The organism is Ottowia sp., assembly GCF_046348305.1.
GTDB lineage: Bacteria > Pseudomonadota > Gammaproteobacteria > Burkholderiales > Burkholderiaceae_C > Ottowia.
On record NZ_JAXMEM010000003.1, the window covers coordinates 183,040 to 203,480 of the forward strand.

Here is a 20,441-nt window from a genome sequence, read left to right on the forward strand (position 1 = left end):
CCAAGAGAGACGCTCCGAATGATCGACATGCCCATTTCCGATGCCCAGCGCCGCATCCGCCGCGTGGCCTTGGGTGACTTCGTGCACCGCAGCGCGCTCAAGTTTGCCGGGCGCACGGCGGTGGTCGATGGCGACTTGCGCCTGAGCTACGCCGAGCTGGACGCGCGCAGCTCGCGTTTTGCCCATCACCTGATCGCCACCATCGGCAGCGGCAAGCAGGTGGGCATGCTGTGCCAGAACTCGGCCGACATGGTGGTGGCCTACAACGGCATCCACAAGTCGGGCAACGTGTGGGTGCCCGTCAATATCCGCCTGGACGCCGACACCATCGACTTCGTCCTCAAGCACGCCGAAGTCTCGGCCGTGGTGGTCGATGAAGCGCTGCGCGCCGAGCCGGCCCTGGCCGCCGTGCTGGACAAGCTGGGCGTGCCCTTGATCCTGACGATGGGCGCGTCCATCGATGCCCCAGCCGATGCGCGCGTGCGCACGCTGGCCGCATGCGAAGCCGGCCAGAGCCCCGCGCTGCCCGACGTGGCGATCGACAGCGAGCAACCGGCGCTCATCATGTACACCAGCGGCACCACCGGCAACCCCAAGGGCGCGGTGCATTCGCATGCGTCGGTGGCGGCGGCGCTGATGGGCAACCTGACCGGCATGGCGATCACCGAGCGCGACGTGTTCTCGGGGCTGCTGCCGCTGTACCACTGCGCCCAGCACTGCCTGGCGGCCACCGTGCATGTCGCCGGCGGCTGCGTGGTGCTGCTGCGCGGCTTCGTGCCCGACGAGGTGCGCGCGTCGATGCGCAAGGAAGGCTACACCGCCTTCACCGGGCTGCCCATGATGTACGCGGCGCTGCTGGCCGACCCGGCGTTTCGCATGGAGAGCATGCGCCTGGCCATCTACGCCATGGCACCCATTCCCAAGCCGCTCATCCGGCAGATCGCCGATCGCCTGACGCCCAACGTGCAGCTGGCCACCGGCCAGACCGAGATGTACCCCGGCACCATGACCTTCAGGCCGCTGGACCATCCGGGCCTGGACGCCAACTACTGGGGCACTTCGCTGCCGCACAACGAGACGGCGGTGATGGACGACGAGGGCAAGCTGCTGGGCGCTGGCCAGCCGGGCGAGATCGTGCACCGCGGCGCCAACGCCATGCTGGGCTACTTCAAAGACCCCGAGGCCACGGCCGCGGCGCAGCGCTTTGGCTGGCACCACACGGGCGATCTGGGCCAGTGGGGGCCGGACGGGCAGCTGATGTTCCTGGACCGCAAGAAGGACATGATCAAGACCGGCGGCGAGAACGTGGCCAGCGTGCGGGTCGAGGCCGCGCTGCTGGCGCACCCCGGCGTGGCCGGCGTGGGCGTGATTGGCCTGCCACACCCGCGCTGGGCCGAGGCGGTGTGCGCGGTGGTGGTGCGCAAGCCTGGCGCCGACGTCGACGAGGCCGCGCTGCTGGCCCACTGCCGCCAGCAGCTGGGCGACTTCGAGGTGCCCAAGCTGATCCGCTTTGTCGATGCGCTGCCGGCCACCTCCACCGGCAAGGTGCAGAAGCACCTGCTGCGCCAGCAGTTCGAGTCGATCGCCCAGCAGGCCTGGGATGGCGACGGTGGCGATCTGAATCTTTGATCCTACGTCACCTCGCGCTTTCTCTTTTGGGTGGGCCGGTGGATGGGGTTGCGTTCAGGATTTGTTCACCTGCAGGTTCTCGCTATGCACAAATTGGGTCCAGTGTTGCAGCTCACTTCCGACGAGCGAGGTGAACTGCGCGGGAGTATTTGCTCCAGCAGCAGTCATGCCCAATTCGCCGATACGCTCGCGGATCCCCGGCAAGGCCATGATGCGGTTCAGTTCCGTATTCCACGCCGCGACTCGCTCGGCAGGTGTGCCCGTAGGCGCCACGATGCCTTCCCATTCCTTCATTTCGAAGCCACGGATCCCGACTTCGGTGAGCGTCGGAACGTCCGCCAGCGCGGGTAGGCGCTCGGGGCTTGTGACGGCCAACGCGCGCAGCTTGCCAGCCCTGACCATTTGCACAGCCGTGGAGGTGGTGGCGAACATCGCCGAAATATCACCACTCATAAGGCTTTGCACCGCGGCTGCCGGGCCCTGGAACGGCACGTGCAGAAGCTTGATGCCGGAAAGCTTGCAAAATGATGCGCCGATCAGGTGAGCGGGGGAGCCATTGCCACCAGAGCCGTAAGAGAGCTCATTTGGCTTCTGGCGTGCCAGCGTGATCAGGTCGGCCACGCTGTGCAAGGGCGATGAGGGTGGAACGGCCAGCACGTTGTAGAGCCAGACCAGATTGGCGATGGGTGCGAATGCTGTCGCGGTGTCATAGGGTACCTTGCCGAACATCGCCGGCAGAACGGTGTGCGTGAGAAACATCACGCCGACGGTGTAGCCGTCAGGCGCGGATCTGGCCACGGCATCCAAGCCGATCATGCCCGTGGCGCCGGGTTTGTTCTCCACGACCACCGGTTGCTTCCAGGCGATCTGGAGTCGATCGGCAAGGATCCGGGCCAAGGAGTCTGGTGGGCTACCAGGGGGCAACGGCACTACGATGCGTAAGGGCTTGGTCGGCCAGTCTTGTGCCCACACGTTGGGCAGTGTGGCCATAGGGGCTGCTGCTAGTGCGGCGAGAATGTGTCGGCGGTGTGTCATGGCGCATGTCTCCTTGTGTTTGGTCCGCGTGATGGCCGGCGCCCTATTGGGCCGAGGAGATCGGTGGTGCGAAGAACACGTCGTATTCGCGGGCGACCTTGACGACCTCCGCTGGACTAGACATGTTGTGAATGCGCCGATACAGATCGAGCAAGCGCCCGGTGGGTGCGGCCCAGAACAGGGCGGTAACGGGCTCGCCACTGTTATTGAAAAAAGCGTGTGGCAGGCCGCGCGGCATGCGCACGAGGTCACCGCTGGCGGCATGGGTTTTCTTGCCATCAAGCAGCAGGTCGATGCGCCCGTTGAGCACGAAGATGTATTCGTCCTGTTTGGTGTGCATGTGCGTGGGGACGAAGGATTCTTCGGGGAAGGTAGCGTGCCAGCAAAAACTGTCGTCACTGACCTGCTTGGGCACATAGACTTGGCCCAGGATGTTCCAGGTCACGCCGTCGATGCCGGTATGCACGCGAGTGATATCGGGGGTTTCATGCATCATGAGGTTCTCCTTGCGTGGTGGTTAACCTGTCGAGTGTGGATTTGACTAGCGGGTTGCGGGATGCGAAGCGTGGTTTGAAATGCTGACGCGCCTGCGCTAGGTCGTCTTCGTCCCAGTAGCCGATCAAGATGCCGCCCTCGGCGATGCGAGGTTGCACTTCGATCGATTCGATGGTGCCGTCAGGGATGGTGACGCGCTGGCGCGGCTGGCGCGCCCAGTGAAAAAGTGCCTCGTGGAGGCGTTGGCGCGCTTGTACGTGTTCGGGGGCCTCGGATGCGCCGATGTCGGCGAACTCGTCGGGGTCGGTTTGCAGGTCGAATAGCATCGGCCGGTAGCCCTCGGCCAGCACGTATTTCCAGCGTCCGTCGAAGATCATGCGCAGCCAAGCGTCGCGCGGTTTTGTGCCCAGTTCGACGCGGGAATCCTGGAAGGAATAGTCGTACTCGCTGATTACCGCAGTGCGCCAATCGGCGGGTTGCTCGCCGAACAGAAACGGGCGCAGTGAACGGCCGTCGAGAATGTGTGGCACGGGTGGTCCGCCGTACACGTCAAGGAAAGTAGCCGCGTGGTCAATTGCCTCCACCAGCGCCCGGCAACGCGTGCCGCGTGTGACATCGGCTCGCGGGTCGGGATCGACCACGATTAGCGGTACGCGTACCACCTGCTCGTGGAACAAATCCTTCTCGCCCATCCAATGGTCGCCCAGGTAGTCGCCATGGTCGGAGGTGAAGACGATCATGGTCGTCTCCATCAGGCCGCGCTCTTCGAGGAAGGTGAACAGACGACCCATCTGGTCGTCGATCTGCTTGATCAGTCCCATGTAGCCAGGCATCACGGTCTCGCGTACACCGTCCTTGGAGAAGGTACGCGAAACGCGGTGGTTCATCATCGCGCCATAGACGGGGTGCGGGTCGCGTCGCTCCTCTTGCGAGCGTTTGACTGGCAGGGCGTCGTCGGCCGTGTACATGCTGGCGTAGGGCTCGGGCACGATGTATGGCCAGTGCGGCTTGATGAAGGACAGGTGCAGGCACCAGGGCTGCTCGCCCGCCTCGCGGATGAAGTCCATCGCGCGGCCCGTGATGTAGGGCGTTTCCGAAAATTCGTCGGGGATGCGCGCCGCGCGGTTCGAATACTTTAGGAACCAGCCCGAGCGCGTGCGCCCTTCGTCGTCTACCGTCGAGTTTGTCCATGCCTCCCAGGGGTTGTCGCCGCCGAATCCGTGCTCGCGCAGCCAGTTGCTGTAGGTCGGATCGGGGTCGTGCCCCGAGTAGGGGTGGATGCCATCGTCGCGTTCATAGGGATCGAAGCCGCATTCGGCGATGCGTACGCCGATCTGTGAATCCGGGTCGATTCCCAGGCGCGACATCCCTGCCAAGTCACTGCGCATATGCGTCTTGCCAACCAAGACGGAACGCACGCCCAGTGGCCGCAAGTGGTCGCCGATGGTCATCTCGCCGGCTTTCAGCGGCACGAAATTCCAGCTCGCGCCATGCGAGTGCACGTAGCGCCCGGTGTAGTAGCTCATGCGTGACGGACCGCAGTACGGCGATTGCACGTAGGCGCGGTCGAAAATCACGCCGCGTGCTGCCAGAGCATCGAGGTGCGGCGTCTGCAAATGCGGGTGCCCGTAGCACGACAAATGATCTTGGCGCAACTGGTCGCACATGATGAAGAGGATATTTTTCACTTGAGCCATGGACGTTTCCTCGTTGTATTTGGGGCGCTGTTCAGTCTAGGCAATGTCGCAGCTATTGACGCGTGACATTCCTTCATTGGGATTACCATGGGTTATCGCACTAGGAGGCCATATGCGGCTGCAGCACCTGCACTTAATGCTCGCCATTGCACAGACCGGCAGCTTGCGGGCCTCAGCACTGGCGTTGAACGTGAGTCAACCGGCGTTGACTAAGGCGCTGCATCAGCTTGAAGACGAATTCGGATGCGTGCTGGTGCAGCGCAGCGCCAAGGGGGCGCGTTTGGCGCCAGCGGGCGAGTTGCTTGCCACTCGCGCCGCAGCGGCACTGCGCGAAATTGAACGCGGGCGCGAGGAGATCGCTTGGCACCAGCGCCACGTCGAAGCGCGTGTCACGGTAGGGCTATCGCCGGCGTCGGCCATTCTGCTCGCGCCGGGCGCGGTGGCGCGATTTGGTGGGCGATGGCCACAGGTGCGGCTGTGCGTGGTTGATACGCTTTATCCCCGCGCACTGGCGCAGGTGCGTGCCGGAGAGATCGACCTGGCGATTGGACCGCTGCCGGTTGAAGGTGTAGGCCGTGATCTCATTGTTCAACCGGTGTTTGATAGCCAGAACGTCATCGGTGCGCGCCGCAGTCACCCGCTGTCGCGTGCACGGCGTCTTGCAGACTTGTCGGATGCCGCCTGGGTTCTCACTGGTCCGGCGGGTGGGCCCGGAGATCCGATGAGTCTCGGACTAAAAGCGCCAAAAATTCGGTTGGAATGCCAGTCGTTTACAACACTGCTGGCGCTAATGCCTACGCTCGACGTTGTTGGCATCATGCCGCGTGGCTTCTTCGACCGCTATGGTCCTCTGCTTCAACTGACTACGCTACCGATCGAGGACACGCTGCCGCGGCTCACAATTCACGTGGTATCGCGCGGTGATGCACCGTTGACTCTACCCGCGCAGCGTCTGGTTGATGCCTTCGTGCAAGAGGCGGGTGGCCTGAGTGCGGGGCCGCACGCGCTGCGTGGATCCAAGTCGAAACGTGGATGATCCGACAATGGGGTGAGCACGTCGGATCTAGCGAGGCAGGGCACACCGTGATCGCGCGGCCGTGCACCCGAAGAAAAGCCGCCCGAAGGCGGCTTGCCGGGAGGCAACGTGGCGGCTTACTTGAAGTAGTCCGACACCACGACCCAGCGGCCGTTCTGGATTTGCGACAGGCGCGAGCGCTCGGTGCCCAGGCGCTTGGTGGCGCTGAACTTGAGCGTGTCGCTGCCGAAGATGTCCGGCTCGATCGGGGCGCTTTCCATGCCCTTGATGAAGCTCTCGGTGGTCAGGTTGGCGCCGGCGCGCTGCGCGCCCTGGATGAAGTTGTCCATGATTTCGTAGCCATAGACCGAGAACACGCCCGGGTCCTCGTTGAACTTGGTCTTGTACTTGTTGGCCCAGAAGCGGATCGGCTGCGAGGTGTCGTCCAGATACGGCACCTGGACGGCCGAGGTGGAGTAAAAGCCGTCCATGGCCTTGCCGCCCAGCTTGTGGATCAGGTCGGTGTAGGAGGCGGTGGTGCCCATGAAGGTGGGGTTGTAGCCGGTCTTGCGCGCCTCGCCGATGGTGCCGATGGTTTCGCGGATCACGGTGCCCAGCACGACCAGGTCGCAGCCGGCGGCCTTCATCTTGGCGACCTGCGAGGAAAAGTCGGTGGCGCCGCGCTTGTAGGTGGTTTTCTCGGCCAGCGTCATGCCGATGGTTTTCAGGCCGTCCTCGGCACCGCGCATGACCTCCAGGCCGAATTCATCGTCCTGGTACAGCGAGCAGACCGTCTTGGCGCCCTTTTCCTTGACCAGGCGTGGCGTGCCGGTGCGCGTCTGGTCGTAGTAGGGCACGCTGAAGGCGAACTTCAGATTCTGGTTGGGCGCCTCGAACATTTCGCGCGCGCCGGTGAGCGGGTAGAAGTTGATCACCTTCTTGGGGAACAGCACCGGAAAGGTGGCCATGTTGGCCGCTGTGCCGATGTGGCCGATCATGGCGAAAATCTTGTCCTGGTTGACCAGCTTTTGCGCCGCCAGCACGGCGCGCTTGGGGTCATAGCCCGAGTCTTCGACCTTGAACACCAGCTTGCGGCCGTTGATGCCGCCCTGCTCGTTGATTTCGTCCACGCGCAGCTGCATGCCGTTGCGCGCCTGTTTGCCAAAGCCGGCCAGCGGACCCGACAAGTCCTGGATGGTGGCGACGGTGATTTCCGTCTTGCTCACGCCCTGGGTCTGGGCAAAAGCGGGGCCGGCAGCGATGGCCAGGGTGCAGGCCAGGGAATACAGGGTGCGTCTCATGGTCAGGGGCCTCCTTGGGTTGGTGAGCGGATTGTGAACAGATGTGTGCGCGAATTGCGGCGGTGATTACCCTGATGCGGCGCGTCAGGCGCCGTACATGGCCTCGATCTGCGGCGCGTACTTGGTCTGCACCAGCTTGCGCTTGAGCTTCATGGTCGGGGTCAGCTCCTCGTCCTCGGCGGTCAATTGCGTGTCGAGCAAAAAGAACTTCTTGATCTGCTCGACGCGGGCGAACTTGCGGTTCACCTCGTCGATCACGCCCTGGATCAGGGCCTGCACCTCGGGCGCGCGCGTGAGGCTGGCGTAGTTGGAAAAGGGCACGTCGTGGTCCTGCGCGTACTTTTCGACATTCTCCTGGTCGATCATGATGATCACCGTGAGGAAGGGCCGCGCGTCGCCGATCACCACCGCGTCGGTGATGTAGGGGCTGAACTTGAGCTCGTTCTCCAGCTCGCTGGGCGTGATGTTCTTGCCGCCCGCGGTGATGATGATGTCCTTCATGCGGTCGGTGATGCGATAAAAGCCCTCCGCGTCCACCGTGCCCACGTCGCCGGTGCGCAGCCAGCCGTCGGGCGTGAAGCTCTCCGCCGTCTTCTTGGGCTGGTTCAGGTAGCCGGCAAACACGTTGCGGCCCTTGACCTGGATTTCGCCGGTCTCGGCGTCCAGCCGCACCTGGTTCAGGTCGGCCGCGGGGCCGATGGAGCCGGGCTTGATGCGCCCCGGCCGCATGCCGGTGGAGGCGCCGCAGGTCTCGGTCATGCCCCACACCTCGAGCATGGGCACACCCAGCGCCAGATACCACTTGATGAGCTCGGGCGAGATCGGCGCCGCGCCGGTGACCAGGTAGCGCGCGCGGTGAATGCCGATCATCTTGCGCACGTTGTCCAGCACCAGCCAGCGCGCCAGCGTGAAGCGCGCCTTGAGCAGCGCGGGCACCGGCTGGCCGGCCAGCACGCGCTCGGCAATCTGGCGGCCCACGCCGATCGCCCAGCCATAAGCGGCCTGCTGCAGGCGCGTGCTTTCCTTCAGCGCGATGGTCACGCCGGAATAGAACTTTTCCCACACGCGCGGCACGGCCGTGAACACGGTGGGTGCGATCTCGCGCACGTTCTCCGGCACGGTGTCGGGGTTCTCCACAAAGTTCAGGCGCGTGCCGGTGTACAGCGCCATGTATTCGCCGCCCATGCGCTCGGCGATGTGGCACAGCGGCAGGAAGGCCATGGCCTCGTCGTCCTCGCTGCGCGCCAGCAGGGCGTTGAAGCCGTGCGCCGCATACACCAGCCCGCCGTGCGTGTGCATGGCGCCCTTGGGCTTGCCCGTGGTGCCCGAGGTGTAGACCAGGATGGCGAGCTGATCGGGCTTGCACGCGGCGGCGCGCTGGCGCACGGCATCGGGGTGCTGCGCGTTCCAGGCGCGGCCCAGCGCGCGCAGGGCATCCAGGCTGATGACCTGCGGATCGTCCAGGTCGCGCAGGCCCTCCATGTCGAACACGACGATCTTGGCGAGCAGCGGCAGTTGCCCGCGCACCTCCAGCGCCTTGTCCAGCTGTTCGTCGTCTTGGGCGAACAGCACGCGGGTGCGCGAGTCCTCGCACAGGTAGTGCACCTGGCTGGCCGCGTCGGTGGGGTAAATGCCGTTGGCCACGCCGCCGCAGGACAGCACGGCCAGGTCGCACAGCACCCAATCCAGCACCGTGTTGGACAGGATGGAGCTGGTGTCGCCCGCGGCAAAGCCCAGGCTCATCAGGCCACCGGCGATCTCGCGCACGGCCTCGCCCACCTGCGTCCAGCTCCAGCTGCGCCAGATTCCCAAATCCTTCTCGCGCAGCCAGATCTGGTCGCCGCGCTTGGCCACGGCATTCCAGAACATCGCGGTGATGGTGTCGCCCTCGAGCACCACGTCGGTGCGCGGCTTGAGGTGGGAGAGGTCCCAAAGATTGCTCATGCCTATCTCCAGGTCTTCTTTTTCTTCCAGCGCCGCTCGCCGCGCACGCCGGTGTCCTTCATGCCCAGATAGAACTCCTTGATGTCGTCCTTCTCGCGCAGGTGGGCACAGGTGTCTTCCATCACGATGCGGCCGTTTTCCAGCACGTAGCCGTAGTCGGCGGCGTTCAGCGCCATGTTGGCGTTTTGCTCCACCAGCAAGATGGTGGTGCCGCGCTCGCGGTTGATGCGCACCACGATCTCGAAGATTTCCTTGGTCAGCTTGGGGGACAGGCCCAGGCTGGGCTCGTCCAGCAAGATCAGATGCGGGTTGGCCATCAGCGCGCGGCTGATCGCCAGCATCTGCTGCTGCCCGCCCGACAGCAGGCCTGCGTCCTGCGCGCGGCGCTCCCTGAGGATCGGGAAGTAGGCATAGACCTGCTCCATGTCACGTGCCACGCCGTCGCGGTCGCGGCGGGTGTAGGCGCCCATCAGCAGGTTGTCGTGCACCGACAGCAGCGGGAACACCTCGCGCCCCTCGGGCACGTGCGACAGGCCCTGCTGCACGATGAAGGCCGGGTCCCGGGCGGTGATGTCCGCGCCCTTGAAGGTGATCGAGCCCTTGCGCGGGTCGATGATGCCGGAGATGGTTTTCAAGATGGTGCTCTTGCCCGCGCCGTTGCTGCCCAGCACGGTGGCGATCTGGCCCTGCTCGACTTGCAGGCTGACGCCTCGGATCGCCTTGATGGGGCCGTAGGCGCTTTCGACGTTGGCCAATTGAAGGACGATGTTGCTCATGTCAGTGATCCATGGCTCCGCGTGCCACCCGCAGGGCATGAAACCCAAAGAGCCGAATGGCCGCGGAGCAGGCCAAGCCAGCGATCGCCGTGGCCGGGGTCTCCCCGGTCACAGGCGATGCCCCCTGCAAGGGGGTGGGCGAAACATCGCGAAGCGAGTGGAGACTGGGGGTGTTTCATTGCACCCTCCGCAGCGAGGACACGTCCTCGATCGAACCCAGGTAGGCCTCGGCCACCTTGGCGTCGGCCTGCACCTCGGCCGGCGTGCCCATGGCCAGCACCTGGCCCTGGTTCATGGCCAGCACGCGGTCGGACACGCGCGAGACCAGGCTCATGTCGTGCTCCACCATCAGCACCGTGACACCCAGCTCGTGCACGATGTCCTGGATCCAGAAGGCCATGTCGTCGGTCTCCTCCACGTTCAGGCCCGACGAGGGTTCGTCCAGCAGCAGCAGCCGCGGCTCGGCGCACAGCGCGCGCGCCAGCTCGACCACCTTGCGCACGCCATAGGGCAGGCCGGCCACCAGGGTGTCGCGATAGCGCTGCAGGTCCAGCAGCTCGATCACGCGCTCGGCGGCCTCGCGCGCCTGCAGCTCGGCGGCGCGCGTGGCGGGGGTGAACAGCAACTGGCTCCAGAAACCCGTCTGCCGGTGCGTGTGCCGGCCCACCAGCAGGTTGTGCAGCACGGTGGCGTGCTCGAACAGCTCGATGTTCTGGAAGGTGCGCGCAATGCCCAGCGAGGCCACCTGGTGCGGCGGCTGCTCGGTCAGCTTGACCGGTCCATTCGGGCCGGCGTAGTCGATGCCGCCCTGGGTGGGCTGGTAGAAGCGGCTGATGAGGTTGAATACCGTGGTCTTGCCGGCGCCATTGGGTCCGATGAGGGTGAACACCTCGCCGGGGCGCACGTCGAAGCTGACGTCGTTCACGGCCAGCACGCCGCCGAAGCGCACGCTGAGGTTGTTGGCGGAGAGCAGGACGTCAGTCATGGGTGGCGTCTCGTGGCTGCCCTGCTTCGCAGGCGCTGCCTTGCTCCCTCGCCCCTCTGGGGAGAGGGCTGGGGTGAGGGGCGGCGGCGTTGGAGTTGTAGGCCGTCGTTTGCATCTCGGTTGACCCTGCGAGCTCTCGCTGGCCGGGATATGCGCCCGGCGGCGCACCTACTTTCTTTTGCGCCGCCAAAAGAAAGTAGGCAAAGAAAAGGCGACCCCACTGGCCGTGTCCCGCAGCGTTGCTGCGGGCAGCCTGCGATGCTCGCGCCTGGGGCGGTGCTGCGGAACTCGCTGCGTTCGCTGCGCTCTCTTCGCTCAGACAACCGCAGCAAGTCAGAGCACAAAGCATGGGCATACTGCGTTGCCCATGCCCGCCCCAGGCCCTGCGCTTCTCGGCACGGCCAGAGGGGTGATGAACATCCACACGGGCCGTCGCTGCGCTCGGCCCCGGATGGCAGAGCGCGTCTCGTCGAAAACAAGGCGTCGCCGTTCATTTCAACCGATCCGATTTCTGGAAACTTTTCTGCCGCTTGAACATGCCCCGCTGGTAGAACGGAAACATCTGCAGCCAGGTGCGCATCTTCAGCCAGCGCCCGTACAGGCCCAGGGGCTCGAACAGCACGAAGGCGATCAGCACCGCGCCGTACACCACCGCCTGCAGGCCGGGGGCCTGGCCGATGGCGTCGGGCAGCCAGTCCTTGGACAGCGAAATGAGCTGCGGCATGGCGATCAGGAAGATGGCGCCCAGGAAGGCGCCGTGGATGGAGCCCAGGCCGCCGATGACCACCAGCAGCAACAGGTCGATCGATTGCAGGATGTTGAACTGGTCGGGCGACAGGAATTGCAGCTTGTGCGCATACAGCGCGCCGGCCACGCCGGCCAGCGCGGCCGACAGGGCGAACGACAGCGTCTTGTAGCGCGCGAGGTTGATGCCCATGCTCTGCGCCGAGATTTCGGAGTCGCGAATGGCCACGAAGGCGCGGCCGATGGGGGCGCGCAGCAGGTTGACGATGCCCAGCGTGGCCAGCACCGCGGTGACCAGGCAGATGGCGTAAAAACCCGCGCTGGAGTCGATGGACCAGCCGAAGAGCGCCGGCGCCTGCACCGACAGGCCGGCGTTGCCGCCGGTCACGCTTTCCCAGCGGGCAAAGCCCTCTTCGACGATGAAGCCGAAGGCCAGCGTGGCAATGCCCAGGTAGATGCCCTTGACGCGCAGCGCCGGCAGGCCCACCACCACGCCCACGGAGGCCGCCAGCACGGCGGCGCAGGCCATGGCCAGCGGAAAGGGCCAGCCGGCATTGGTCAGCACCGCCTGCGTGTAGGCGCCCACGCCCAGAAAGGCCGCGTGCCCCAGCGAGAACTGTCCGGTAAAGCCGGCCAGCAGCATCAAGCCCAGGCCGGCGATGCCGTAGATCAGCACGAAGGTGAGCTGCGCCAGCCAGTACTCGGGCAGTGCGAAGGGCGCGGCGATGAGCGCCAGCATCAGCAACCCATACCAGAACACATGCCCGCCGTGCTTGGCCAGGCGGATGTCCTGCTCGTAGCTGGTCTTGAAGATGAAGCGCATGGCGAGGTACTAAACCTTCTTGCGGAGTTTTTCGCCGAACAGGCCATTGGGCTTGACCATCAGCATGATCAGCACCACGATGTACGCGGCGATGTCCTTGAAGCCCTCGGGCAGGTAAAAGCCCGACAGCGATTCGACGATGCCGATGACCAGCCCGCCCACGATGGCGCCCGGCAGGCTGCCAAAGCCGCCGACCACCGCCGCCGGAAAGGCCTTGAGCCCGATGAAGCCCATGTTGGCATGCACGAAGGTGATGGGCGCCAGCAGCAGACCGGCGATGGCGGCCGCCGCCGCGGCCAGGCCCCACACCAGGCCGTTCAGGCGCTTGACCGGGATGCCCATGTAATACGCCGCCAGCTGGTTTTGCGACGCCGCCTGCATGGCAATGCCCAGCCGCGTGTAGCGAAACATCGCAAACAGCCCCGCGCACAGCACGGCGGTGACGGCGATCACCACCATCTGCTCGGCACTCAGCACCAGCGCGCCCAGGTTCCACACCTGGTCCTTGTAGGGCACGGGCAGGGTGTGGGTCTCGGTGCCGATGCCGGGAATCATGGTGATGGCGCCGCGCGCCACGTAGCCGATGCCGATGGTCAGCATGACGATGGAAAACGCCGGCTGGCCCAGGATGGGGCGGATCACCACGCGCTCCAGCAGCACGCCGAACAGGCTCATGGCCGCGATGCTGGCGAGCACCGCCAGCCAGAACGGAAAGCCCAGCATGCTCATGCCGGCCAGGCCCAGAAAGGCGCCCAGCATCATCAGCTCGCCCTGGGCAAAGCTGACGGTCTCGGTCGCCTTGTAGATCAGCACGAAGCCCAAGGCGATCAGGCCGTAGATGCAGCCTTGCGCGATGCCGCTGATCACCAGCTGGATGAACTGCACGCTTGCTCCCCGTCACCATGCGTTGAAAAAAATTCGTCACACTCTAAGGGCCTTGCCGGCGGGGCGCATCCCCGGCAAACCCTTAGGAACCGCTGAACAACTCCCTCGCGGCGCGTGCATCCCGATCTCGAGCGATCCGCAGCGTTGCAAATCCTCGCGATAGCAACGGCTATCGCTGCGGTTTGCGCCTTGCGGCTCATCCCGATATCGAGCGCACGCATCCACGAAGAATTGTTCAGCGGTTCCTCAACCCCGACGAACCACCCATGACCGAGCCGACCGCTTCCATCCGCGTTGAACACCTGGACCAGGTGACCGTGATCACGCTCGACCGCCCCGACGTGCGCAACGCCGTGGACGACGCGACGGCCCGCGCGCTGCACTCGGCCTTCGTCGCCTTCGAGGCCGACGAGAGCGCGCGCGTGGCGGTCCTGCATGGCGCGCACGGGCACTTCTGCGCGGGCTGGGACTTGAAGTCGGGTGCGCGCCTGGCGCCCGACGCCGCCGAGCAGTTGCGCCGCATCCGGGCCGACCTGGACTTTGGCGCCGCCGACGCGCTGCCGCGCGGCCCCATGGGCCCCACGCGCCTGCTCTTGTCCAAGCCGGTGATTGCCGCCGTCAGCGGTGCGGCCGTGGCCGGCGGCACCGAGCTGGCGCTGTGGTGCGATCTGCGCGTGATGGAGCAGGACGCGTACTTCGGCATCTTCTGCCGCCGCTTTGGCGTGCCGCTGATCGACGGCGGCACCGTGCGCCTGCCGCGCCTGATCGGCCAGAGCCGCGCGCTGGACCTGATCCTGACGGGCCGCCCCGTGCCGGCCGACGAGGCCCTGGCCATCGGCCTGGCCAACCGGGTGGTTCCCGCCGGCACGGCGCGCGACGCGGCCATTGCCCTGGCACGCCAGTTGGCCGACTTTCCGCAAGCCACGCTGCGCGCCGACCGCCTGAGCGCGCTCACCCAGTGGGACTGGCCGCTGCCGCAGGCCCTGCAGCGCGAATGGGACGCCGGCAAGCACTGCCTGGGCGATGCGCTGGCCGGCGCCGCGCGCTTTGCCGGCGGGGCCGGGCGTCACGGGCGATTTGACGAAGCCGAATGACGGCGCCTCCATCCGGTCGCAGCTCATGGGGGCGGTTTCAATTTAATCGAGCATCTGCTTGGTTAAATGTCTATACTGCCAGTTTCTGTGCTCACCCCACTCAGGAGTTACCCGATGACCGAAGCCTATGTGTTCGACGCCGTGCGCACGCCGCGCGGCAAGGGCAAAAAGGACGGCAGCCTGCACGAGGTCAAGCCCGTGGACTTGCTGGCCGGCACGCTGGAGGCCTTGCGCAAGCGCCACGGCTTCGACACCGCAGCCGTCGATGACGTGGTGATGGGCGTGGTCGCGCCGATCGGCGAGCAGGGCTCGGTCATTGCCAAGGTGGCGGCGCTGAAGGCCGGCTGGGACTGGCGCTGCGCGGGCGTGCAGATCAACCGCTTTTGCGCCTCGGGCCTGGAGGCCGTCAACCTGGCGGCGCAAAAGGTGCGCTCGGGTTGGGAAGACCTGGTGGTCGCCGGCGGCGTGGAGAGCATGAGCCGCGTGCCCATCGGCAGCGACGGCGGCGCCTGGGCGCAAGACCCGGCCACCAACCTCAAGACGGCGTTTGTGCCGCAGGGCATCGGCGCCGACCTGATTGCCACGCTGGAAGGGTTCAGCCGCGCCGACGTGGATGCCTTTGCCGTCACCTCGCAGCAGCGCGCGGGCGCGGCGCGCGCGGCGGGGTATTTCAAGGGCTCGGTGGTGCCCGTCACCGACTTTCTGGGCCAGACCATCCTTCATGAAGACGAGTTCATCAAGCCGCGCACCACGGTGGAGGCGCTGGCGGGCCTGAGGCCTTCGTTCGAGCAGCTGGGCGCCATGGGTTTCGACGCCGTCGCGCAGGAGCGCTACCCGCAGGTCGAGCGCATCATCCACGTGCACCACGCGGGCAACTCGTCGGGCATCGTCGATGGCGCGGCGGCCGTGCTGATCGGCAACGAGGCCGCCGCCAAGGCGCATGGCCTGAAGCCCCGCGCGCGCATCGTCGCCACGGCCCTGTCGGGGGCCGACCCGACCATCATGCTCACGGGCCCCATGCCCGCCACGCAAAAGGCGCTGGCCAAGGCGGGCCTCACGATCGAGCAGATCGATTTGTTCGAGGTCAACGAGGCCTTTGCCGCCGTGCCCATGAAGTTCATGAAGGACTTGAAGGTGCCGCACGAGAAGGTCAACGTCAACGGCGGCGCCATTGCCATGGGCCATCCGCTGGGCGCGACCGGCGCCATGATTCTGGGCACGCTGATCGACGAGCTGCACCGCCGTGGCCTGCGCTACGGCCTGGCCACCTTGTGCGTGGGTGGCGGCATGGGCATTGCCACCATCGTCGAGCGTATGTGAGGCCAGAACAGCCGAACAGCCGAACAGCCGAACGCAGAGGGCGCAGAGATTTCGCAGAGGGCGCACAAAAATCCATAAAAATTTTTGGCTGTTCTTCTGCGTCCTCTGCGAATCCTTTGCGTCCTCTGCGTTCGGCTGTTTGATTCTTTAGATCAAATCAGGCTTTGGCGCTTGTTGAACAAGCGCAAGCAGCTATCAATTCAGGATCACCCATGCAAACCCTGCGCATCGATACCACCGACGGCATCGCCACCATCACCTTCGACGAGCCGGGCTCGCCCGTCAACACCATGTGCGCCGCGTGGCAGGCCGACATCGCCGCCGCCGTGGCGCAGATCGCTGCCCAGAAGAATCAGCTCAAGGGTGTGATCCTGGCCTCGGCCAAGAAAACCTTTTTTGCCGGCGCCGACCTCAAAAGCGTGATGCGCCTGACCGGCGCCGACGCGCCCGCGCTGTTCGCCGAGATCGAGCGCCTGAAGCACGCCTTTCGTACGCTGGAGACGCTGGGGATTCCCGTCGTCGCGTGCCTGAACGGCAGCGCGTTGGGCGGCGGCTGGGAGGTGGCGCTGGCCGCGCACCACCGCATCGCGGTGGACAACGCCAAGATTCAGTTCGGCTTGCCCGAGCTGACCCTGGGCCTGATCCCCGGCGCCACCGGCATCACCAAGATGACGCGCCTGCTGGGCCTTGAGGGCGCGCAGCCTTTCATCATGGAAAGCCGGCTGTTCAACCCGCCCCAAGGCCATGAGCTGGGCCTGGTGCATGAACTGGTGGCCAGCGATGGCGAGTTGCGCGCGCGGGCCCTGGCCTGGATCGCCGCCAACCCGCAGGCGCAGCAGCCCTGGGACGTCAAGGGCTACAAGATTCCGGGTGGCACGCCGGCCAACCCCAAGATCGCGGGCGGCCTGGTCGTCGCGCCCGCCATGCTGACGGCCAAAACGCACGGCAACTACCCCGCGCCCGAGGCGGCGCTCTCAGCCATGGTCGAAGGCGCGCAGGTGGACTACGACACCGCCACGCGCATCGAAAGCCGGTATCTGGCCAGCCTGATGGCCGGCCCGGTGGCGCGCAACATGATCAACACCTTCTTCTTCAATCTGAACGCCATCAAGAGCGGCCAGTCGCGCCCCAGGGACGTGCCGCGTTTCAAGCCCGCCAAGGTCGGCATCCTGGGCGCCGGCATGATGGGTGCGGGCATTGCGTATGCGCAAGCCAGCCGCGGCATCGCCACGGTGCTGAAGGACGTGTCCACCGAGAAGGCCGTGCAGGGCAAGGGCTACAGCGCCAAGCTCACGCAAAAGCGCGTGGACAAGGGGCGCATGAGCCCGGTCGATCAGCAGGCGCTGCTGGCACGCATCACGCCCACGGCCGATGCGACGGACCTGAAGGGCTGCGATCTCATCATCGAAGCCGTGTTCGAGCAGCGCGACTTGAAGGCCAAGGTCACGCAAGAGGCCGAGCCCATGCTGGCCCAAGGGGGCTTCTTCGCCAGCAACACCAGCACCCTGCCCATCAGCGGTTTGGCACAGGCCAGCAAGGCGGCGGCCAAGTTCGTCGGCATTCACTTCTTCAGCCCCGTGGACAAGATGAAGCTGGTCGAGATCATCCGCGGCAAACAGACGGATGACGAAACCGTCGCCCGCGCCTTCGACTACGTGCTGGCCCTGGGCAAGCTGCCCATCGTCGTCAACGATTCGCGGGGCTTCTACACCAGCCGCACCTTCGGCACCTACGTGATGGAAGGCGCGGCCATGCTGGGCGAGGGCATTCCGGCCGCCGTGATCGAGAACGCCGCCGTGCAGGCCGGCCTGCCCGTGGGCCCGCTGGCGGTGCTGGACGAAACGGCGCTGTCGCTGTCGGTGCACGTGATGGATCAGACCCGCGCCGACTACAAGGCCGAGGGCAAGACGTATGAGGCCACGCCCGGCGAGCTGCTGGTCGAGCGCATGGTGAAGGAACTGGGGCGCAACGGACGTGCGGCCGGCGGCGGCTTCTACGACTACCCGCAAGGGGCCAGGAAGCACCTGTGGCCCGAGCTGAAGTCGTTGTTTGAAAAACCCGGCACGGCGTGGAACGCGCGCGACATCCAGGACCGCCTGCTCTACCGCCAGTCGGTCGAGACCGCGCGCTGCCTGGCCGAGGGCGTGCTCACCAGCGTGCACGACGCCAACGTCGGCTCCATCTTCGGCATCGGCTTTCCGGCCTGGACGGGCGGGGCCATGCAGTTCATCTACGGCCAGGGCATCGAGGCCTTCGACGCGCGCTGCGCCGAGCTGGCGGCGGCGCACGGCAAGGGCTTTGCGCTGGATGCGGCGGCGAAGGCGGCGATCCGCGCCTTTGCGCCGAAGTACTGATTCACTTCAACCGTCGCTCGGTGCGACGAGCCGCACGCTTGGAAAGTAGCTGCGGTAGCGCGCAGTATCGCGCGTCAGAATCGGCAGGCGCGCCACGGCGGCATGAGCGCCGATGAAGAAGTCGCTCAGCACCCCCGACTTGGTGCCGCCGCGGCGTCGATATTCGGCGAAGGCCTTGCCTGCCAAGAAAAGCGCCGGCCTTGGCACTTCCAGCAACGGCAGCCCCAAGTCTTCCAGTGCTGCGTCGAGGGCCTCGAGCGCCGAAAACCCAAGCGCCAATTCGGCGTAGATCACAGGGTTGATCGCCAGCCGGTGCAGTTGTGACTGGGCGCGCAACTGGCGCAGCGACCAGTCAACCCAAGCCGGGTCGTCCTGCAGCACGTCGAGCAGGACGTTGGTGTCAACCAGCATGACCGTGCGATCAGCCTTCGCGCAGCAAGGCCATCAATTCATCGGTGCGCCAGCGAATGTCGGCCTTGCCGCGCGCGGCCTCGAACCGGTCGGTCTTGGCACGTTTGCGCACCGGTTGGGCGCGCCGAAGCACCACCTGATCGTGCTCGTTCAGCGCAAAGTCAACCTGCGAGCCCGGAGTCAAGCCCAGAGCATCGCGGATGGGCTTGGGCACGGTAACCTGGCCTTTTATGGTGATGGTGCTCATGGTTTGTTCCGTCTGTATTACTCGATCGCCGATTGTAATACTTTGACTCGAACTCACTGAAACGCCACCTCCGCAAAGCTCCTCAGCTTGCGGCTGTGCAGCCGATCCAGCCCGTTCTCGCTCAGGCGCTCGAGCGCGCGGATGCCGATCTTCAGGTGCTGGTTCACGCGTTCGCGGTAGAAGTGGTTGGCCATGCCGGGCAGCTTGATCTCGCCGTGCAGCGGCTTGTCACTCACGCACAGCAGGGTGCCGTAGGGCACGCGAAAGCGAAAGCCGTTGGCGGCAATGGTCGCGCTTTCCATGTCGAGCGCGACGGCGCGCGACTGCGAAAAGCGCTGCTGCGGCGCGCCCGCGCCCAAAAGCTCCCAGTTGCGGTTGTCGGTGGTGGCCACGGTGCCCGTGCGCAGGATGCGCTTCAGGTCGGCGCCCTGCAGTTGGGTGATCTCGGCCACCGCGTCCTGTAGGGCGATCTGCACCTCGGCCAGCGCGGGCACCGGGATCCACAGGGGCAGCTCTTCGTCCAGCACATGGTCCTCGCGCACGTAGCCGTGGGCCAGCACGTAGTCGCCCAGTTGCTGGCGGTTGCGCAGGCCGGCGCAGTGGCCCAGCATGATCCAGGCGTGCGGGCGCAACACGGCCACGTGGTCGGTGATGTTCTTGGCGTTGCTGGGGCCCACGCCGATGTTGACCATGGTGATGCCGCTGCGGTCGCCCCGCATCAGGTGGTAGGCGGGCATCTGCGGCAGGCGCGCGGGAGCCTGGCCGCGCTCGTCGCCCGCCTGCGCGGGCAGGCCGGCGCGGCGCGTGACGACGTTGCCGGGCTGCACGAAGGCGCTGTAGGGGCTGTCCGCCTTGCGCATCTCGGCCTCGCCCAGGGCGATGAACTCGTCGATGTAGAACTGGTAGTTGGTGAACAGCACGAAGTTCTGGAAGTGCTCGGGCGCGGTGCCGGTGTAGTGGCGCAGGCGCTGCAGCGAATAGTCCACGCGCGGCGCGGTGAACAGGGCCAGCGGCAGCGGCTCGCCGCCGTGTGGCTGGTGCGTGCCGTTGGCGATGCGGTCGTCCATGGCCATCAGGTCGGGCAGGTCGAACACCTCGCCCAGCATGGCGCGCTGCCAGGGCGCCAGGCCCCCGTCAAAGTATTCGCCGTCGCCAAAGCTGAAGGGCAGGGGAATCGGCTGGTTGCTGATGCCCACCTCCAGCGGCGCGTCGTGGCTGGCCAGCAGCAGGCCGAACTGCTCCAGGTAGTAGTCGGCAAACAGGTCGGGCCGCGTCAGCGTGGTTTCGTACTGCCCGGCGTGGGCCACGAAGCCATAGGCCAGCCGCGTGTCGGGGTGCGTGCTGTGCGCGGTGCGCAGGCGCACGAAGGGGTAGCAGGCGCGCACGTGCGGCAGCGCGGCCGCCGGCGGCTCGGCCAGCGCCATGAAGGCCTGCAACTGCGCGCGCAGGTGCGCCAGGCCGGACTGGTAGATTGCCTGCGCGCGCTCCAGTGCGGCGGTGGCGTCGTTGAAGGCGGTGGGGGCGATGAAGGGGGGGCGCGATTCCATGCCCTATTGTCCATGGGCGGCACGTCGGTTTCATGACACGGGTCAAGGCGCTCGCGGCGCGCCTGGCTATGATGGGGACTCGACTGCCTGTTCCTGATTTGATAGCTGCTTGCGCGCACCACGCAAGCGCAAACCCGTC

17 protein-coding genes are annotated in these 20,441 nt (G+C 65.8%); 5 read left to right on the top strand and 12 right to left on the bottom strand.

All coding sequences use genetic code 11. From position 1 onward, the window contains the following. The first annotated feature begins 18 nt into the window (after positions 1-18). On the top strand, positions 19-1,629 hold the full coding sequence (locus tag U1F38_RS00990; RefSeq protein ID WP_409985186.1) for a class I adenylate-forming enzyme family protein: 1,611 nt from the start codon (positions 19-21) through the stop codon (positions 1,627-1,629). A 54-nt stretch (positions 1,630-1,683) separates the two neighbouring features. Here U1F38_RS00990 and U1F38_RS00995 read toward each other — a convergent pair whose 3' ends face one another. The 3 genes from U1F38_RS00995 to U1F38_RS01005 form a co-directional block, all read right to left on the bottom strand. Beyond that, entirely contained in the window at positions 1,684-2,619 is a 936-nt protein-coding gene (locus U1F38_RS00995) for a Bug family tripartite tricarboxylate transporter substrate binding protein (protein ID WP_409985187.1), read from the bottom strand. An 88-nt stretch (positions 2,620-2,707) separates the two neighbouring features. Beyond that, positions 2,708-3,160, bottom strand: a complete 453-nt coding sequence (locus U1F38_RS01000) for a cupin domain-containing protein (RefSeq protein ID WP_409985188.1) — start codon at positions 3,158-3,160, stop codon at positions 2,708-2,710. Further along, entirely contained in the window at positions 3,150-4,856 is a 1,707-nt protein-coding gene (locus tag U1F38_RS01005; RefSeq protein ID WP_409985189.1) for a sulfatase-like hydrolase/transferase, read from the bottom strand. Before U1F38_RS01005 ends, U1F38_RS01000 begins: the two co-directional genes overlap by 11 nt. 112 nt (positions 4,857-4,968) lie before the next feature. Here U1F38_RS01005 and U1F38_RS01010 point away from each other — a divergent pair, with 112 nt between their 5' ends. Next, on the top strand, positions 4,969-5,892 hold the full coding sequence (locus U1F38_RS01010; RefSeq protein ID WP_409985190.1) for a LysR family transcriptional regulator: 924 nt from the start codon (positions 4,969-4,971) through the stop codon (positions 5,890-5,892). 116 nt (positions 5,893-6,008) lie between these two features. Here U1F38_RS01010 and U1F38_RS01015 read toward each other — a convergent pair whose 3' ends face one another. From U1F38_RS01015 to U1F38_RS01040, 6 genes are all read right to left on the bottom strand, one after another. Beyond that, the gene (locus U1F38_RS01015) at positions 6,009-7,172 is read right to left on the bottom strand and encodes an ABC transporter substrate-binding protein (RefSeq protein WP_409985191.1); all 1,164 of its coding nucleotides are present in this window, start codon (positions 7,170-7,172) and stop codon (positions 6,009-6,011) included. An 84-nt stretch (positions 7,173-7,256) separates the two neighbouring features. After that, complete coding sequence (locus U1F38_RS01020) at positions 7,257-9,116, bottom strand: AMP-dependent synthetase/ligase (RefSeq protein WP_409985192.1); 1,860 nt, start codon at positions 9,114-9,116, stop codon at positions 7,257-7,259. 2 nt (positions 9,117-9,118) lie between these two features. Next, positions 9,119-9,892: an ABC transporter ATP-binding protein gene (locus U1F38_RS01025; RefSeq protein WP_409985193.1), complete on the bottom strand. Its 774-nt coding sequence runs from the start codon at positions 9,890-9,892 to the stop codon at positions 9,119-9,121. 175 nt (positions 9,893-10,067) lie between these two features. Beyond that, a complete protein-coding gene (locus U1F38_RS01030) occupies positions 10,068-10,877 on the bottom strand; it encodes an ABC transporter ATP-binding protein (protein ID WP_409985194.1) in 810 nt (269 codons plus the stop codon). A gap of 490 nt (positions 10,878-11,367) precedes the next feature. Then, positions 11,368-12,444 carry a branched-chain amino acid ABC transporter permease gene (locus tag U1F38_RS01035; RefSeq protein WP_409985195.1) on the bottom strand — a complete coding sequence of 359 codons (1,077 nt, stop codon included), beginning with the start codon at positions 12,442-12,444 and terminating at the stop codon, positions 11,368-11,370. Positions 12,445-12,453: 9 nt separating this feature from the next. Beyond that, positions 12,454-13,329, bottom strand: a complete 876-nt coding sequence (locus U1F38_RS01040) for a branched-chain amino acid ABC transporter permease (protein WP_409985196.1) — start codon at positions 13,327-13,329, stop codon at positions 12,454-12,456. Between the two features lie 266 nt (positions 13,330-13,595). Between U1F38_RS01040 and U1F38_RS01045 the strand changes: the two genes are divergently transcribed. The 3 genes from U1F38_RS01045 (at position 13,596) to U1F38_RS01055 (ending at position 18,097) form a co-directional block, all read left to right on the top strand. Beyond that, on the top strand, positions 13,596-14,423 hold the full coding sequence (locus tag U1F38_RS01045; protein ID WP_409985197.1) for a crotonase/enoyl-CoA hydratase family protein: 828 nt from the start codon (positions 13,596-13,598) through the stop codon (positions 14,421-14,423). 114 nt (positions 14,424-14,537) lie between these two features. Continuing rightward, the gene (locus tag U1F38_RS01050) at positions 14,538-15,743 is read left to right on the top strand and encodes an acetyl-CoA C-acetyltransferase (protein WP_409985198.1); all 1,206 of its coding nucleotides are present in this window, start codon (positions 14,538-14,540) and stop codon (positions 15,741-15,743) included. A gap of 212 nt (positions 15,744-15,955) precedes the next feature. After that, positions 15,956-18,097: a 3-hydroxyacyl-CoA dehydrogenase NAD-binding domain-containing protein gene (locus U1F38_RS01055; RefSeq protein ID WP_409985199.1), complete on the top strand. Its 2,142-nt coding sequence runs from the start codon at positions 15,956-15,958 to the stop codon at positions 18,095-18,097. Between the two features lie 6 nt (positions 18,098-18,103). Here U1F38_RS01055 and U1F38_RS01060 read toward each other — a convergent pair whose 3' ends face one another. The 3 genes from U1F38_RS01060 to U1F38_RS01070 are packed head-to-tail and all read right to left on the bottom strand — an operon-like array spanning position 18,104 to position 20,302. Beyond that, entirely contained in the window at positions 18,104-18,508 is a 405-nt protein-coding gene (locus U1F38_RS01060; RefSeq protein ID WP_409985200.1) for a type II toxin-antitoxin system VapC family toxin, read from the bottom strand. Between the two features lie 10 nt (positions 18,509-18,518). Beyond that, the gene (locus U1F38_RS01065) at positions 18,519-18,755 is read right to left on the bottom strand and encodes an AbrB/MazE/SpoVT family DNA-binding domain-containing protein (protein WP_409985201.1); all 237 of its coding nucleotides are present in this window, start codon (positions 18,753-18,755) and stop codon (positions 18,519-18,521) included. A 53-nt stretch (positions 18,756-18,808) separates the two neighbouring features. Next, a complete protein-coding gene (locus tag U1F38_RS01070) occupies positions 18,809-20,302 on the bottom strand; it encodes an AMP nucleosidase (protein WP_409985202.1) in 1,494 nt (497 codons plus the stop codon). Positions 20,303-20,441: the final 139 nt, after the last annotated feature.

What these genes read in the sequence shown, in the direction of transcription:
- U1F38_RS00990 (WP_409985186.1), top strand. Translation starts at nt 19, where the DNA reads ATGATCGACATGCCCATTTCCGATGCCCAGCGCCGCATCCGCCGCGTG.
- U1F38_RS00995 (WP_409985187.1), bottom strand. Translation starts at nt 2,619, where the DNA reads ATGGCCACACTGCCCAACGTGTGGGCACAAGACTGGCCGACCAAGCCC.
- U1F38_RS01000 (WP_409985188.1), bottom strand. Translation starts at nt 3,160, where the DNA reads ATGATGCATGAAACCCCCGATATCACTCGCGTGCATACCGGCATCGAC.
- U1F38_RS01005 (WP_409985189.1), bottom strand. Translation starts at nt 4,856, where the DNA reads ATGGCTCAAGTGAAAAATATCCTCTTCATCATGTGCGACCAGTTGCGC.
- U1F38_RS01010 (WP_409985190.1), top strand. Translation starts at nt 4,969, where the DNA reads ATGCGGCTGCAGCACCTGCACTTAATGCTCGCCATTGCACAGACCGGC.
- U1F38_RS01015 (WP_409985191.1), bottom strand. Translation starts at nt 7,172, where the DNA reads ATGAGACGCACCCTGTATTCCCTGGCCTGCACCCTGGCCATCGCTGCC.
- U1F38_RS01020 (WP_409985192.1), bottom strand. Translation starts at nt 9,116, where the DNA reads ATGAGCAATCTTTGGGACCTCTCCCACCTCAAGCCGCGCACCGACGTG.
- U1F38_RS01025 (WP_409985193.1), bottom strand. Translation starts at nt 9,892, where the DNA reads ATGAGCAACATCGTCCTTCAATTGGCCAACGTCGAAAGCGCCTACGGC.
- U1F38_RS01030 (WP_409985194.1), bottom strand. Translation starts at nt 10,877, where the DNA reads ATGACTGACGTCCTGCTCTCCGCCAACAACCTCAGCGTGCGCTTCGGC.
- U1F38_RS01035 (WP_409985195.1), bottom strand. Translation starts at nt 12,444, where the DNA reads ATGCGCTTCATCTTCAAGACCAGCTACGAGCAGGACATCCGCCTGGCC.
- U1F38_RS01045 (WP_409985197.1), top strand. Translation starts at nt 13,596, where the DNA reads ATGACCGAGCCGACCGCTTCCATCCGCGTTGAACACCTGGACCAGGTG.
- U1F38_RS01050 (WP_409985198.1), top strand. Translation starts at nt 14,538, where the DNA reads ATGACCGAAGCCTATGTGTTCGACGCCGTGCGCACGCCGCGCGGCAAG.
- U1F38_RS01055 (WP_409985199.1), top strand. Translation starts at nt 15,956, where the DNA reads ATGCAAACCCTGCGCATCGATACCACCGACGGCATCGCCACCATCACC.
- U1F38_RS01060 (WP_409985200.1), bottom strand. Translation starts at nt 18,508, where the DNA reads ATGCTGGTTGACACCAACGTCCTGCTCGACGTGCTGCAGGACGACCCG.
- U1F38_RS01065 (WP_409985201.1), bottom strand. Translation starts at nt 18,755, where the DNA reads ATGAGCACCATCACCATAAAAGGCCAGGTTACCGTGCCCAAGCCCATC.
- U1F38_RS01070 (WP_409985202.1), bottom strand. Translation starts at nt 20,302, where the DNA reads ATGGAATCGCGCCCCCCCTTCATCGCCCCCACCGCCTTCAACGACGCC.